Source organism: Nocardia sp. CY15 (assembly GCF_009829295.1).
GTDB lineage: Bacteria > Actinomycetota > Actinomycetes > Mycobacteriales > Mycobacteriaceae > Nocardia > Nocardia sputi.
Genome location: NZ_VUOT01000001.1, coordinates 227,274 through 241,492, shown reverse-complemented (window position 1 = coordinate 241,492; position 14,219 = coordinate 227,274). Strand labels below are relative to the sequence as shown.

Here is a 14,219-nt window from a genome sequence, read left to right as displayed (position 1 = left end):
GTCGGGTGGCGCCGCTGTGGCGGGAGAAGCGGAGACGCCGGGCGATTCGAAAGCGGTGAGTGTCGCTGTCGGCGGCTCGCTACGCGCCTGGCAGCGACGCGCGCTGACGAAATATCTGGCCACCAAACCGCGGGACTTCCTCGCCGTGGCCACTCCCGGGGCGGGAAAGACCACCTTCGCGCTGCGCGTGGCCGCGGAACTGCTGGCCGACCGCACTGTGGATCAGGTCACCGTGGTCGCACCCACCGAACATCTCAAGCACCAGTGGGCGCAGTCCGCCGCGCGGGCCGGGATCGCGCTCGACTCACGCTTCTCCAACTCCACCGGCGGCACCTCGGGTGACTACCACGGTGTGGTGGTCACCTACGCACAGGTCGCGGCACATCCCTCACGTCACCGGGTGCGCACCGAAAACCGCAGGACGCTCGTCGTCCTCGACGAGATCCACCACGCGGGAGACGCCAAGAGTTGGGGCGACGCGACCGCCGAGGCGTTCGGCGACGCCACCCGCCGCCTCGCGCTGACCGGTACCCCGTTCCGCAGTGACGACAGCCAGATTCCGTTCGTCGTCTACGAGCCCGACGAGTCGGGTTTCCCGAAGTCCCGCGCCGACCACACCTACGGCTACGCCGAGGCCCTCGCCGACGGCGTGGTGCGCCCGGTGGTCTTCCTGGCGTACTCCGGCGAGGCGCACTGGCGCGACAGCGCGGGCGAGGAATATTCCGCGCGTCTGGGTGAGCCGTTGAACGCCGAGCAGACCGCACGAGCCTGGCGCACCGCGCTGGACCCGGCGGGCGACTGGATCTCCGCCGTGCTGCGTGCCGCCGACATCCGGCTGCGCCAGAAGCGCGCCTCCGGCATGCCCGACGCGGGCGGCCTGGTGATCGCCACCGACCAGGACCGCGCCCGCGACTACGCGGAGTTGCTGGAACACATCTCGGGCGAGAAGCCCGCGCTGGTGCTCTCCGACGACCCCGCCTCCTCCAACCGCATCGCCGAATTCGGCAACGGCACCCAGCCCTGGATGGTCGCCGTCCGCATGGTGTCCGAGGGCGTCGACGTGCCGCGCCTGGCCGTCGGGGTGTACGCGACCAGCGCCTCCACGCCGTTGTACTTCGCACAGGCGATCGGGCGGTTCGTGCGTGCCCGCAGGCCAGGCGAGACCGCGACCGTGTTCCTGCCCTCGGTGCCGGTGCTGCTGGATCTGGCCGCGCAGCTGGAATTGCAGCGCGACCACGTCATCGGCAAGCCGCACCGGGAGAAGAACGGCCTCGACGACGAACTGCTGATCGACGCGAACAAGCAGCAGGACGAGCCGGGCGAGCAGGAGAAGTCCTTCGTCGCGCTGGCCGCCGACGCCGAGCTCGACCAGGTGATCTACGACGGGTCCTCCTTCGGCACCGCGACCTTCGCGGGCAGCGACGAGGAGGCCGACTATCTGGGCATTCCCGGGCTGCTCGACGCCGAACAGATGCGCGCGCTGTTGCGCGAGCGGCAGGCCAAACAGGTCGCCGAGCGGAGTGTGTCCGCGCCCGTCTCCGATCCCGGTCCGCAGGTCGCCAGCGCCGCAGAGCGCGTCGCCACGGCCGATCGGCTCGGCGAACTGCGGCGCGAACTCAACAGCCTGGTGGCGATGCACCACCACCGCACCGGAAAACCACACGGCGTGATCCACGGCGAGCTGCGCCGCGAATGCGGGGGCCCGCCGACGGCGCTGGCCTCCGCCGAGCAGCTCGGTGAGCGCATCGCCGCGCTGCGCCGGAAGTAGCCCGGGTGATCAGGCGGGCCAAACGGCCATGGCGCAATCGATGGAGGCGGTGAGTTCCGTGAGCGTCGCGCCGTCGCGTGCCTGGATGGACAGGCCGTAGAGAACCGTGGTGTAGAACGCGGCCAGCGCCGCGGTGTCGGTGCCTTCCGGTAGATCGCCCTCAGCGATGCCGCGATCGAGCCGCCGCCGGATGTCTTCGGTCGTCTCGCGGCGCTTCTCGATCAGGAAGTCGCGGATGCTCGTGTTGCGCGTGGTGTAGGTGGAACCCGCGAGCACGACCATGCAGCCGTGCGGCTTGTTCTCCTCGGTGTAGGCCGCCGCGTTGTCCCGGAGCATCGCCTCGATACTCGCCCGCGCGGTCGGCTCTTCGCGCAGCGCGCGATCGGTGTAACCGCCGTCGGTACGTCCGTAGAGCTCGACGGCCGCGCGGAACAGCGCCTCCTTGTCGCCGAACGCGGCGTACAGGCTGGGGGAGTTGATCCCCATCGCGGCGGTCAGATCACTCATCGAGGCGCCCTCGTAGCCGTGCTCCCAGAACACCTCCATGGCGCGACGCAACGCCTCGGCTCGGTCGAAGGCCCGCGGTCGTCCCCGTTCGGCCATGGCAAAACCTTTCTGTGTCGATCGTTAAATATACCTCTTGACACCGGTGCTGCCGATGCGCTTGGCTATTTATGTATTGATCGACACAAAATGTGGAGGAGTACCGATGTCGGACCTCACGGGCAAGGTCGCGCTGGTCACCGGCGGTAGCCGCGGAATAGGGGCGGCCATCGCGCGCCGCCTCGCCGCGGCGGGGGCGGACGTGGCACTGACCTATCAGCACGCCGAGGGGCAGGCGAAGACGGTGGTCGGTGAGGTCGAGGCACTCGGACGCCGAGCCCTCGCGATCCAAGCCGACAGTGCCGACGCCACGGCGGTGCGCGCGGCGGTGGACCGCGCCGCGTCCGAACTCGGCGGGCTGGACATCCTGGTGAACAACGCGGGGATCTTTCCCTCGAAGCCGTTCGAGGAATTCACCGTCGCGGAGATCGACAACGCGCTCGGCGTGCACGCACGTGCCGCGTTCGTCGCCGCGCAGGCCGCGGTCGGATACATGACCGACGGCGGGCGGATCATCAGCATCGGCACCAACCTGACCGATCACGCCCCGTTCGCCGGTCTGTCGCTCTACAACCTCAGCAAGTCCGCTCTCAACGGGTTCACCAAGGCGCTGGCGCGCGAACTGGGCCCGCGTGCGATCACGGTGAACCTCGTGCAGCCCGGCTCCACCGACACCGATATGAACCCGCAGGACGGCGCGCACGCGCAGCAACAGCGCGACCTGACCGCGCTGGGCCGTTTCGGCGTCGCCGACGATGTCGCGGACGCGGTGGCCTATCTGGCCGGACCGTCCGGCCGCAGCGTCACCGGCGCGTTCCTCACCGTGGACAGCGGCACCAACGCCTGATCACCCGGCGAAGTACCGCCCCGGCGAGACCCCCACCGCCCGCCGGAACGCCGCGACGTAAGCGCTCGGCGTCGCGTAGCCGACCCGGCCCGCGATCCGGGCGATCGGCAGCCCGGCCGCGAGCAGCGGCAGGGAAGCGGCCAGCCGGATCTGCGTGCGCCACTGGCCGAAGCCGAGGCCGGTCTCCGCCACGAACAACCGGGCCAGCGTGCGCGGGCTGGCGGCGACGTGCGCGGCGAACTCGGCGAGCGTGCGCGGATCGGCCGGATCGGCGGCGAGCGCGTCCGCCACCTGCCGCGCCCGGGGGTCGGTGGGCCGATGCGCGCCGATCGGGATCACCTCGACGGGCTCGAGGAGGTCGAACACCACCGCCTCGGCGCGCGCCCGCCGCTCCCGGGTGGTGTGGGCCGTGGTGAGCAGGTCGAACAGTTCGTGCAGGAGTCGGGTCACGCGCAACATGGTCGGCGCGCCGAAGGCGATCGGACAGCGTCCGGGATCCAGGAAGATGCCCCGCATGGCCGCGCCGTCGGAGGTGCCGGTGCGATGCGCGATGCCCGCGGGGATCCACAGTGCCCTGGTCGGCGGCAACACCCAGCGGCTGTCGCCCACTTCGACCGCCAGGACTCCGCGGGCGGCCCAGGCGATCTGGTGTTGCGGATGTTCGTGCAACTCGAACCAGTGCCCCGCGGGAAGCACTCCGGCGCCGAACACCATGGCGGTCGCGCCGGGCGGGACGGGGTGGATCACGGCATGGCCGTTTCGCGACACGATATGTCACCGTAGCCTGTCGTGCCGGGTGCGATCCGTTCCTAACGTCGCAGGCATGGCGATGAACACACTTCACCGATTGCTGTGCCGCTCATCGATGTGGGAACGGGCCAGCGCGACGCGCATCGTGCCGTGGGCTCTGTCCGGCATCGACCTCGGCGCAGCGGCTCTGGAGATCGGTCCTGGCTACGGCGCCAACGTATCCGCGCTGCTGGCCCGGACCTCGACCCTCACCGGTGTCGAGATCGACCCGGCGCTGGCCGCCCGGCTGCGTGACCGGCACGGCGAGGCGATGACGGTGATCGACGGCGACGGCGCCGAGATGCCCCTGCCCGCGGAACGTTTCGACTCCGTAGTCTGCTTCACGATGTTGCACCACGTGCCGACGCCGGGCAGGCAGGACGCTTTGTTCGCCGAAGCCCTGCGGGTACTGCGCCCCGGCGGAGTGTTCGCGGGCAGCGACGGGCTCGACGGCCGCATGTTCCGGCTCATACACCTGGGCGACACCTGCGTCCCCGTGCCACCGGAGACGGCCGCCGACCGGCTGCGCCGGGCCGGCTTCACCGACGTGCGGATCGACACCGGCACTTCGAGTTTCCGCTTCCGGGCTCGACGGCCGGAATGAGTATCGCCGGGTAAGACGCTGGAACGGCGCGGTCGCACGCAGACGTAGTCGCACCGAGTTGCTCTCGGAAATCCCGCGCCGACCCCAGCGTTCCCCCGCCGACCGCTCAGCCGGGAGTCGTCGTGAAGAACCGCTGGGGGTCCAGGGCGCTGATGGGCGTCCATCGCGCCTGCGGTGCGGACTCGTCCGCATCCTGCGGCGCTGCGGCGAAATAACCCTGGATCGCCAAGGCGAGCCGGGGATTCTCGTCGATCTGCCGCGCCATCTCGTAGTAGACCGCCAGCACGTGGACGCACCGTGCCGAGCGCGCGGTGCATGAACAATCGGTTCCGGCGAGGACGGGCGCGAGCGAGACCCCGGCCGCGCCGATCGCGCGGTGCATGTCGTCGGTCAGCACTGTGGGGTCCGGCACGATCCCGGCGATGGCGGTGATCGTCGCGCGGGACAGCGCCGCCACCTCCACGTGGGTCAGCGAGGCCTGACCGCCACGGTGGATGGTGGCCCGCACCACCCGTCCCTCGACGGTGGCCCGCACGCCGTTGTTGCGGGCGATGCTGCGCGCGCGGGGCAGCAGCGGGTCCGGCCGGGTCTGGCGCAGCGGCTCGGCCAGGCGCACCCAGTCCATGCCCCACGCGGTGTAACCGAATTCGTTGTCGGCCATCAGTTTCCCCTCTTGCGGCGCAGGATCTCGATCAGCTGGTCGTCGTCGAGCGCGGCCAGTGCCGCGATGCCCGCCGTGTCGCCGAGGTCGCGCAGTGCCGCCTTGCGGTCGTGCATGCCCGCGATGTGCTCCTCCACGGTGGTGGTCGAGGTGAGGGTGGTGACGGTGACCGTGCGGGTCTGGCCGATCCGGTGGACCCGGTCGGAGGCCTGTGCCTCCACCGCGGGGTTCCACCAGCGGTCGAAGTGGACGACGTCGGCGGCGCGGGTCAGTGTGAGTCCGGTACCCGCCGCGCGCAGGCTCAGCACCAGGATCGGCGGTCCGTCCTCGGCTTGGAACCCGGCGACGATCTCGGCGCGTTCGGTCTGGCTCGAGCCACCGTGGAAGAACGGCGCCGCCACCCCGAACTGTTCGGCGAAATGGCGTACCAGCAGTTCACCGGTCCGGCGGTACTGGGTGAAAACGATCGTCGGACTGCCTGTTTCGAGATTGGTGGCGATGATGTCGGTGCACAGGTCGAGTTTTCCGGAGCGGCCGGCCAACTCGTCGAGTTCGCCGGTGATCAGCCCGGGATGGTTGCACACCTGTTTGAGGGCGGTCAGCGCCGCGAGCACGCGGCCGTGGCGCTCGATGCCCGCCCCGAATCCGTCGTCGACGGCTTTGTCGAGCAGTTGGTCGTAGAGCCGCTCTTGTTCGTCGGTGAGGTCACAGAGCAGGCCGCTGTGGATCTTGGCGGGCAGTGCGGCGGCGACCTGGCTCTTCTTGCGTGCCAGCACGACCGGTTCGATGGTGTCGCGCAGCCGTGCCGCGGCGGCCGCCGAACCCTCGTGGATCGGCCGCACGAAGCGCCGCCGGAACTGCGTCCGGTACCCGAACAACCGGGGCGCCACCAGGTGCAGCAATGCCCACAATTCGTCGAGATGGTTCTCCACCGGCGTGCCGGTCAGCGCGACGGTCGCGGCCGCGTCGATCGCTCGCGCGGCTTTCGCGACTTGGGTGCGGGGATTCTTCAGGGCCTGCGCCTCGTCGAAGACGGCCGTCGCCCAGCTGAGGTGCGTCAACAGCCACCCGTGCAGCCGCAAGGTCGGATAGCCGGTGACGACGACCGTCGCGGCATCGGCGTCGAGGTCGCCGCCGCGCCACGCGACCACGCGCAGCCCCGGCGCGAACCGGCCGATCTCGTGCGCCCAGTTGCCGACCAGCGAGGTCGGGCACACCACCAGCTGCGGGCCCGCCTCGGCGCGGTCGAGCAGGAAACCGATGGTCTGCACGGTCTTGCCGAGACCCATCTCGTCGGCGAGCACCGCGCCGCCGTGCGCGGCCACGGTCTCACGCAGCCAGCCCACTCCGCGTGCCTGGTAGGGCCGCAGCCGTGCTTTCAGCGTCGCCCGCAGGTCCGCGGTGATCGCTTCGGTGTCGCGCAGTACATCGAGCGCGCGTTGCGCCGAGACGATCGCCGTGCCGGAGGCGTCCGGCACGGCGTGCGCGGCTACGGGCAGCTCGTCCGGGCCGGTGCCGGAGAACTCACCGGCGAGGGCGCAGCGCACCACCCGCTGCCAGGCCGCGATCGACTCGCCCGGGTTATCCACCGTCGCGGCCGCGAAGGTCTCGGGGTCCACCAAGGCGGCGTCGACGTCGGCGACGCCGAGACCGCCGTCGACGGCGACCGGGACGGCCAGCGCGAGGGTCTCCCGGTCGCCATGCCCGCGCGGGGCCGGGCCGGTGCCGTGGCCGTCCCAGCTCCAGAGCGCGAACATGTGCCGATCCGGCAGGTAAGTGGCGTGTGTGCTGGGCAGAACGCACCCCCAAAATCAACGTATGGTGTACGGAGTATCGTGACAACGTACACCGTACCGGATTTGTTCCGAGGAGTCCGAGATGCCCGAGGAGCCCGTGAGCGACGAGATCACTCCCGACCAGGCCCGGCAGCTGATGAGCCTGCTGTGGCGGCACGACCTCCCGCCGCGTCCGTCCGGCCGCGGCCCGAAACCGGCGGTCAGCGTCGACGCGGTGGTCGGCGTGGCGGTCGGGCTCGCCGATCGCGAGGGCTACGACAAGGTCTCCATCCGCACCGTCGCCGCCGAGTTGGGGTTGCGGCCGATGAGCCTCTACACGTACGTGCCGAGCAAGGACGCGCTGACGGTCCTCATGGTCGACGCGGTCGCCGACGAGGACGCACCCCTTCCCGGCGACCTGCCGCCGCGCGAACGCCTGGCCGCGGTGGCCCGTCAGGTCCGTGCGGAACTCACCGCGCACCCCTGGTTGCTCGAGGTGTCGCCCTGGCGGCTGGTGCTCGGGCCGGGACGAATGCGTCGCTACGAGCGGCAGCTCGCCGCGATAGACGGGCTCGGATTGTCGGAGGTGGCGATGGACCGGGTGATCGCCGTGCTGTCGGAGTTCGCCACCGGTAACGCCCGCATGGCGGTCGCCGCGGCCCGGGAGACCGGGCGCATGAGCGACGCACGCTGGTGGGAGGTGCACGGCCCCCTGCTGGCCGAGGTCATGCCACCGGGCCGCTTCCCGCTCTCCTCCCGCGTCGGAGCGGCGGTCGGCGAGCTGTACCAAGCCCCCGCCGACCCGGACGGCGCGTTCGAATACGGCCTGGCGAGACTGCTGGACGGCATCCTCGCCACGGTGTCCGCGGGCTGACCGTCCGACCGTCCCCGCACACGCCGACAGCGGGCGACCGGTAGGTCACCCGCTGCCGACGGAAACGGTGTTCTGTTGTCCGATGCTGTTGTGTCAGGACGCGAGGAGCAGGTCAGAGCGCGGGAGCGGACTCCGTGTCGATCACGGCGTCCAGCTCACGCAGCCGATCCATGTGTTCGTTCGCGTGGTGCTGGCAGAAGAGCAACTCTCCACCCGCGGGCAGTACGGCGCGCACTCGGGCGGCCGCCCCGCAACGGTCGCAACGATCGACCGCGGTCAGTGGGGTGCTTGTCAGGGTTCCTGGCATGACTCCTCCGTCCTGGCTCCCGGTCCCGACGACCGTTCACCTGGTGTGGGGCCCGTGGTCACTCACCACGAGCTCGCTACCGCTACTTCCCAGCAGGGGTATGACTACTCTGTCAGACGTTCGGGACGGGGGAGTTTGTTCCCGCGCGTGAATCAGTGTGTTTTCGATAACACGACCAGGGATTTCGCTAAGGGCGAACGCCGCAGGTCCTGTCGTCTATGTGCACTGCGTCACATCCTCGATCGACCGATTCAGTTGTCCACTGGGAGATTACCCGTGACGTATGACACTCACACTCTTGTTCACCTATGCGCTTCGGTGGAATGGCTTTCCGCTCGGCAAACGGGGGAGTACCGGCCGCCCTCGCTCGCCGAGGAAGGGTTCATCCACCTCTCCTCGCCGCAGCAGGTGCACCTGCCCGCGAACCGTTTGTTCGTGGGACGGCGGGATCTGGTGCTGCTGTGCATCGACACCCGCCGCGTCGGCTCGCCGATCAAGTGGGAGCCGGGCGTCCCGACCGATCCGGAAGCGATGCTCTTCCCACACCTGTACGGTCCTGTGCCGGTGAGCGCGGTGACGGACGTCGAGGAGTACCTGCCCGGCGCGGACGGGACGTTCGCCCCGCTCGCGACCTGACTCATCGGTCGCGGATCTCGCGCGCCACGATGGCGGCTTGAACCCGCGATCGCACACCGAGTTTCGTCAGCACCCGCGAGACGTGCGTTTTGACGGTGGTCTCGCCGATGAACAGCCGACCCGCGATCTGCGCGTTCGACAGGCCGTCGCCGAGACAGTCGAGCACTTCGCGTTCCCGCTCGGTGAGTTCGTCGAGCCCGTCGGGAGCGGTCTGCGGCACAGCCTGATTCGAGACGTACGCCGAGATCACCGCTCGTGTCACTTCCGGAGCCAGCACCCCGTCACCCGCCGCGACGGCGCGCACCGCCGCCACCAGCGCCTGCGCGGTCGTGGATTTCAGCACGAACCCCGACGCTCCCGCGCGCAGCGTACGGAACACGTACTCGTCCAAGTCGAACGTGGTCAGAATGAGCACCTTCGCCAGGCCGTCCGCGGTGATCCGCTCGGTCGCGGTGATCCCGTCGACCCCGGGCATCCGGACGTCCATCAGCACCACCTGTGGCCGCAGCGCTTTGGCCTGGGCCACCGCGACATCACCGTCGGCGGCCTCGCCGACCACCTCGATATCGTCCTCGGCATCCAGGATCATCCGCAGGCCCGCGCGGATCGCCGCATGGTCGTCGGCGACCACCACCCGAATCCTCATGCGACACCTGCGGAACCGAGCGGCAGTCTGGCCAGGACTTCCCAGTCGCCGGAATCCGGTCCGGCTCGCAGGCTTCCACCGAGTACGGCGGCCCGCTCGCGCATGTTCACCACGCCGCGACGCCCGGCTTCCGCCGCGGACCGGGGCGTCCGCGACGGCACGGTCGGGTTTCGGACGGATATTCGCAACGTCTGGTCCTCGGTTCGCACATCGATCGAGACCGGTTGCCCAGGAGCGTGTTTCATCGCGTTGGTCAAAGCCTCCTGAACGATGCGGTAAGCGGCCTGGTCGACCGCGCTCGGCAGCTCGGCGCAGTCGAGTGATTCGCGCACCCGTACCGAGATCCCCGCCGCGCGTGCGGCGTCCACCAGGATCGACAGCTGCGCGAGTGTGCGCGGTGCGGCGGCCTCGGCCGCGTCGTCGTCGCTGCGCAGCAGCCCGATCATGGTGCGCATCTCCTCCAGCGCGCTGAGGCTGTCGGCGCGGATGGACCGCATGATCCCGGCCACCGCTGGGTCCGGGTCGTGGCGAGCAGGCAGGCCGAGCGCCGCCTCCGCGTGCAGCGCGATGGCCGACAGGTGCCCGGCGATCACGTCGTGCAGGTCGCGCGCCATCGTGGTTCGCTCGTCGGCGATCGCCGCGCGACGGTCGAGTTCGGCGACCAGTGTCAGTGCTCGAGCGCGGCTGCGCTCGGCGTCGGCGATCTCCTTGTGCGTGCGCACCGAGCTCGCCCACCAGATCGGCGCCGCGACGAAGCTGAAGACCGCCACCAGCGCCACCGCGACCGAATGCGGGTCGCGGGTCGCGGCCAGCGTCAGCACGACGACGATCCCGGAGAGCGCCGACCAGGACAGGGCGGTGATCCGTGCGGCGCGGCGCCCGGCATACAACACCGCCGAATAGATCAGGTCGGCGTAGATGATCCATACCGGCACCGTGGCGCCGAGCTGGATGTCCACCGCCAGCGGGAGCAGCCCGCACAGCATCGCCGTGACCGGCGTCCGCCGCCGGAAGAACGTCGCCAGGCACAGCACCGCCAGCACACCGAATCGGACCCACCACGCGACGTGCCCGGCGCGATCGGTCATCGTGGACAGGCCTGCCAGGTACAACGTTGCGCCGCCCGCGAACGCGATCACCGCGCCCAGCGCATCTCGGGTCCGCTCGGGCAATTCCGACCACCGCCGCACGGCTCCATCACAACACAGCCGGCGCGACGCGCCATCGGCCGAAGTGATGACCGATCCGTTCATCGGCGCGGTGATCCGGTTAATCTGGAGAGCGTGAACGTCGACGTCACCGCACTACCCGGAATCGGTGTCCGGAAGGACTTCGGAGTGCGTTCCGGTCGCCGAATCGGCGTGGTCGCCCACCGCGACGGTGATATCGACCTGATCGTCTCCAAACTCGATGATCCCGACGCCTGTGCCGCGCAGATCCCGCTGACCACCGATGAAGCGGCGGTCCTGGCGAACCTGCTCGGCGCGCCGCAACTGGTCGCCAAGCTCAACGACGACCATCGCGATCTGCCCGGGATCACCACGCGCCAGCTGCCGATCGGGGACGACTCCCCGTACGACGGTCGCACCCTCGGCGAGACCGAGATGCGCACCCGCACGAAGGTCTCCATCGTCGCGGTCATGCGAGCCGGGCAGTTGCATCCCTCGCCCGGTCCCGATTTCACCTTCACCGCGGGCGACCTGCTCGTGGTCGTCGGCACTCCGGAGGGCTTGGATGCCGCCGCGAAGATATTGACGCACGGCTGAGCCGTGACGGACACCGCGCTCGCCCTGATCGAGCTCGGAGCGGTTCTCTTCGTTCTCGGCATGCTGGGCCGTGTCGCGGGCCGGGTCGGCATGTCACCCATTCCGCTGTACCTGCTCGGTGGCGTCGCCTTCGGTCAGGGCGGCTTCATCGAGCTCGGGGCCGCGCACGACTTCGGTCATGTGGCCGGTGAGATCGGGGTCGTGCTGCTGCTGTTGCTGCTCGGCTTGGAGTACACCGCGGCGGAGCTGGTAACCGGGCTGCGCCGTTCCTGGCCGGCCGGCCTGGTGGACATCGTGGTCAACGCCACGCCCGGCGCCGTGGTGGCGGTGATGCTGGGCTGGGGCGTCAACGGGGCGATCACGATGGCGGGTGTCACCTACATCTCTTCCTCGGGCATCGTGGCGAAGGTCCTCGACGACCTCGGCCGCCTGGGCAACCGGGAGACACCGGTGATCCTGTCCATCCTCGTCTTCGAGGATCTGGCGATGGCGGTCTACCTGCCCATTCTCACCACGGTGCTGGCAGGGCTGAGCTGGATCAGCGGACTGCGCGCCCTGGCGCTGGCACTGGTCACCATCACCCTGGTTCTCGTGGTCGCGCTGCGCTACGGACGCTACGTGTCGGCGGTGGTGGACAGCGCCGACCGTGAGGTCTTCCTGCTCACGCTGCTCGGCGCGGCGCTGCTGGTGGCCGGTGTCTCCTCCGCGCTGAGCGTGTCGGCGGCGGTCGGGGCCTTCCTGCTGGGCATCGCGATCTCCGGCTCGACCGCGCACGCGGCGGCGAAGATGCTCGAACCGCTACGCGACCTGTTCGCGGCCATCTTCTTCGTGGCCTTCGGGTTGAGCACCGAGCCGCGGTCGATCCCGCCGGTGTTGGGCTGGGCGATCGCGCTGGCGGCGATCAGTGTCGTGACGAAGGTGGCGACGGGGTGGTGGGCTGCCGCGCGAGAGGGCATTCGACCCATGGGCCGGGCCCGGGCGGGCGCGGCCCTGGTGGCGCGCGGCGAATTCTCCATCGTGATCGCGGGACTGGCGGTGAGCGCGGGCGCGATGGACGGACAGCTCACCGCTCTGGCCTCGACCTACGTGCTGCTGATGGCGGTGCTGGGACCGATCGTGGCGCGTGTCATCGAGCCGGTCGTCGGGCTGCTGCAGCACCGTGGCCGCCCCGAGCCCGTGATCTCCTGATCAGTCCTGCGCGGGGTTGGCTCTCCGCGCGGCGGTCCGTTCCGCCCAGCGCCGGTCGTACCGCGCCCCGGAATCGGCACGGGAGAGGCCGTAGTTGCCGACATCCGCGGCGACGGCAATCCTTGGAAAGCGCGACGCCCGCATTCGCCGGCCGCTGGAGGATCCAGCGGCACGACGAATGCGGGCGTCGAGACGGTGCGACCTAGTCCAGGTAGTCGCGCAGGACCTGGGAGCGGCTCGGGTGGCGCAGCTTGCTCATGGTCTTGGACTCGATCTGGCGGATGCGTTCGCGGGTGACCCCGTAGACCTGGCCGATCTCGTCGAGGGTGCGGGGCTGGCCGTCGGTGAGACCGAAGCGCAGCCGGACCACGCCCGCCTCACGCTCCGACAGCGTCTCCAGCACCGACTGCAGCTGATCCTGCAGCAGGGTGAAGCTCACGGCGTCCACCGCGACCACGGCCTCGGAGTCCTCGATGAAGTCACCGAGCTGGCTGTCGCCCTCGTCACCGATGGTCTGGTCCAGCGAGATGGGCTCACGCGCGTACTGCTGGATCTCCAGCACCTTCTCCGGCGTGATGTCCATTTCCTTGGCCAGCTCCTCCGGCGTCGGCTCGCGGCCGAGGTCCTGGAGCAGCTCGCGCTGGATGCGGCCGAGCTTGTTGATGACCTCCACCATGTGCACCGGAATGCGGATGGTGCGGGCCTGGTCGGCCATGGCGCGGGTGATGGCCTGCCGGATCCACCAAGTGGCGTACGTGGAGAACTTGTAGCCCTTGGTGTAGTCGAACTTCTCCACCGCGCGGATCAGACCCAGGTTGCCTTCCTGGATCAGGTCGAGGAACGCCATGCCACGGCCGGTGTAGCGCTTGGCCAGCGAGACGACCAGACGCAGGTTGGCCTCGAGCAGGTGGTTCTTGGCGCGGTTGCCGTCCCGCACGATCCAGTTGTAGTCGCGGCGCATCGCGACCGGCAGCTTCTCGCCCTGTTCGGTGAACTCGCGCACCTTCTCCGCGGCGTAGAGGCCCGCCTCGATCCGCTTGGCGAGTTCGACCTCCTCCTCGGCGTTGAGCAGCGCGACCTTGCCGATCTGCTTGAGGTAGGCGCGCACCGAGTCGGCGGAAGCGGTGAGCTCGGCATCCTTGCGGGCCTGGCGCAGCGCCTCGGATTCCTCTTCGTCCCAGACGAAATCGCCGGAGGCCTTGTCCGCCGCCGTGGGTTCGTCGGACTCGGCCTCGGGCGCCTCGGCCTCCTCGGCGGCGTCGACCAGGTCGTCGCCGTCGGTGAGGTCCTCCTCGGAGACCTCGAGATCGCCGAGATCCTCGAGATCGAGCGACTCGTCCTCGATCGCCTCGTCGGCGCCGGGCTCGCCGTCCGGACCCGCCTTCTTGGTGCCGGCCTTCTTCGCGGGAGCCTTGGTCGCCTTCGCGGCTTTCTTGGCAGGCGCCTTCTTGGCGGCGGCCTTCTTCGCCGGAGCCTTCTTCGCGGCAGCTTTACGGACCGGCCGTGCTGCGTTTACATCTGCGGAGTCGGCATCGGCCGATTCGGCGGTCTGACGGGTATTCGTGGCTACCACGTACGCCCTTTCGTGACGGTCTCGTGCGGCGTCACGCCAGAGTTGGGTTCCGGCGGAGCGATCTGTCGGGTTTCACCGGCGCAGCGCCGGTCGGGGTTTCTCCGGCTCAGCCGGGCACGTTCCATTGTAACGATCTAACCAGGGTACCTACGGCACGATGCCGGGAACGGCATCCTCGCGGT

14 protein-coding genes and 1 pseudogene are annotated in these 14,219 nt (G+C 69.7%); 7 read left to right on the top strand and 8 right to left on the bottom strand.

Annotated elements, in window-relative coordinates; all coding sequences use genetic code 11:
- The first annotated feature begins 16 nt into the window (after positions 1-16).
- Entirely contained in the window at positions 17-1,768 is a 1,752-nt protein-coding gene (locus GVY39_RS01170; protein ID WP_370523773.1) for a DEAD/DEAH box helicase, read from the top strand.
- Between the two features lie 9 nt (positions 1,769-1,777).
- Here GVY39_RS01170 and GVY39_RS01165 read toward each other — a convergent pair whose 3' ends face one another.
- The gene (locus GVY39_RS01165) at positions 1,778-2,371 is read right to left on the bottom strand and encodes a TetR/AcrR family transcriptional regulator (protein WP_159919532.1); all 594 of its coding nucleotides are present in this window, start codon (positions 2,369-2,371) and stop codon (positions 1,778-1,780) included.
- A 106-nt stretch (positions 2,372-2,477) separates the two neighbouring features.
- Between GVY39_RS01165 and GVY39_RS01160 the strand changes: the two genes are divergently transcribed.
- On the top strand, positions 2,478-3,218 hold the full coding sequence (locus tag GVY39_RS01160) for an SDR family NAD(P)-dependent oxidoreductase (RefSeq protein ID WP_159919530.1): 741 nt from the start codon (positions 2,478-2,480) through the stop codon (positions 3,216-3,218).
- Here GVY39_RS01160 and GVY39_RS01155 read toward each other — a convergent pair whose 3' ends face one another.
- Entirely contained in the window at positions 3,219-3,986 is a 768-nt protein-coding gene (locus GVY39_RS01155; protein WP_201295125.1) for a helix-turn-helix transcriptional regulator, read from the bottom strand.
- A gap of 55 nt (positions 3,987-4,041) precedes the next feature.
- Between GVY39_RS01155 and GVY39_RS01150 the strand changes: the two genes are divergently transcribed.
- The gene (locus GVY39_RS01150) at positions 4,042-4,611 is read left to right on the top strand and encodes a class I SAM-dependent methyltransferase (protein WP_159919528.1); all 570 of its coding nucleotides are present in this window, start codon (positions 4,042-4,044) and stop codon (positions 4,609-4,611) included.
- 106 nt (positions 4,612-4,717) lie between these two features.
- On the opposite strand, the gene GVY39_RS01145 is transcribed toward GVY39_RS01150, so the two are convergent.
- Together GVY39_RS01145 and GVY39_RS01140 are read right to left on the bottom strand one after the other, a co-directional pair.
- A complete protein-coding gene (locus tag GVY39_RS01145) occupies positions 4,718-5,272 on the bottom strand; it encodes a hypothetical protein (protein WP_159919526.1) in 555 nt (184 codons plus the stop codon).
- Positions 5,272-7,029, bottom strand: coding sequence for a DEAD/DEAH box helicase (locus tag GVY39_RS01140; protein WP_159919524.1), 1,758 nt, complete (start codon positions 7,027-7,029; stop codon positions 5,272-5,274). Before GVY39_RS01140 ends, GVY39_RS01145 begins: the two co-directional genes overlap by 1 nt.
- Before the next feature lie 121 nt (positions 7,030-7,150).
- Here GVY39_RS01140 and GVY39_RS01135 point away from each other — a divergent pair, with 121 nt between their 5' ends.
- Positions 7,151-7,921 carry a TetR/AcrR family transcriptional regulator C-terminal domain-containing protein gene (locus tag GVY39_RS01135; RefSeq protein ID WP_159919522.1) on the top strand — a complete coding sequence of 257 codons (771 nt, stop codon included), beginning with the start codon at positions 7,151-7,153 and terminating at the stop codon, positions 7,919-7,921.
- Between the two features lie 112 nt (positions 7,922-8,033).
- Here GVY39_RS01135 and GVY39_RS01130 read toward each other — a convergent pair whose 3' ends face one another.
- Complete coding sequence (locus tag GVY39_RS01130) at positions 8,034-8,228, bottom strand: hypothetical protein (RefSeq protein ID WP_036538000.1); 195 nt, start codon at positions 8,226-8,228, stop codon at positions 8,034-8,036.
- Positions 8,229-8,504: 276 nt separating this feature from the next.
- Here GVY39_RS01130 and GVY39_RS01125 point away from each other — a divergent pair, with 276 nt between their 5' ends.
- Positions 8,505-8,864, top strand: coding sequence for a DUF952 domain-containing protein (locus tag GVY39_RS01125; RefSeq protein ID WP_159919520.1), 360 nt, complete (start codon positions 8,505-8,507; stop codon positions 8,862-8,864).
- Position 8,865: 1 nt separating this feature from the next.
- Here the strand turns inward: GVY39_RS01125 and GVY39_RS01120 are convergent, their stop codons facing one another.
- Positions 8,866-9,510 carry a response regulator transcription factor gene (locus tag GVY39_RS01120; RefSeq protein ID WP_159919518.1) on the bottom strand — a complete coding sequence of 215 codons (645 nt, stop codon included), beginning with the start codon at positions 9,508-9,510 and terminating at the stop codon, positions 8,866-8,868.
- Positions 9,507-10,700 (bottom strand): sensor histidine kinase, encoded by a 1,194-nt coding sequence (locus tag GVY39_RS01115; protein WP_159919516.1) that lies wholly within the window; start codon positions 10,698-10,700, stop codon positions 9,507-9,509. The genes GVY39_RS01120 and GVY39_RS01115 overlap by 4 nt, the downstream gene beginning before the upstream one ends.
- A 93-nt stretch (positions 10,701-10,793) precedes the next feature.
- Here GVY39_RS01115 and GVY39_RS01110 point away from each other — a divergent pair, with 93 nt between their 5' ends.
- Complete coding sequence (locus tag GVY39_RS01110) at positions 10,794-11,276, top strand: cation:proton antiporter regulatory subunit (protein WP_159919514.1); 483 nt, start codon at positions 10,794-10,796, stop codon at positions 11,274-11,276.
- Positions 11,277-11,279: 3 nt separating this feature from the next.
- The gene (locus tag GVY39_RS01105; protein WP_159919512.1) at positions 11,280-12,464 is read left to right on the top strand and encodes a cation:proton antiporter; all 1,185 of its coding nucleotides are present in this window, start codon (positions 11,280-11,282) and stop codon (positions 12,462-12,464) included.
- Positions 12,465-12,666: 202 nt separating this feature from the next.
- On the opposite strand, the pseudogene GVY39_RS01100 reads toward GVY39_RS01105, so the two are convergent.
- Positions 12,667-14,082, bottom strand: a pseudogene (locus tag GVY39_RS01100) (RNA polymerase sigma factor); the annotation flags it as partial.
- Between the last annotated feature and the right edge of the window lie 137 nt (positions 14,083-14,219).

Bases quoted from the DNA above. Each gene is read 5' to 3' on its own strand.
- GVY39_RS01165 (WP_159919532.1), bottom strand. From the start codon at position 2,371: ATGGCCGAACGGGGACGACCGCGGGCCTTCGACCGAGCCGAGGCGTTG.
- GVY39_RS01150 (WP_159919528.1), top strand. From the start codon at position 4,042: ATGGCGATGAACACACTTCACCGATTGCTGTGCCGCTCATCGATGTGG.
- GVY39_RS01135 (WP_159919522.1), top strand. From the start codon at position 7,151: ATGCCCGAGGAGCCCGTGAGCGACGAGATCACTCCCGACCAGGCCCGG.
- GVY39_RS01145 (WP_159919526.1), bottom strand. From the start codon at position 5,272: ATGGCCGACAACGAATTCGGTTACACCGCGTGGGGCATGGACTGGGTG.
- GVY39_RS01120 (WP_159919518.1), bottom strand. From the start codon at position 9,510: ATGAGGATTCGGGTGGTGGTCGCCGACGACCATGCGGCGATCCGCGCG.
- GVY39_RS01140 (WP_159919524.1), bottom strand. From the start codon at position 7,029: ATGTTCGCGCTCTGGAGCTGGGACGGCCACGGCACCGGCCCGGCCCCG.
- GVY39_RS01160 (WP_159919530.1), top strand. From the start codon at position 2,478: ATGTCGGACCTCACGGGCAAGGTCGCGCTGGTCACCGGCGGTAGCCGC.
- GVY39_RS01130 (WP_036538000.1), bottom strand. From the start codon at position 8,228: ATGCCAGGAACCCTGACAAGCACCCCACTGACCGCGGTCGATCGTTGC.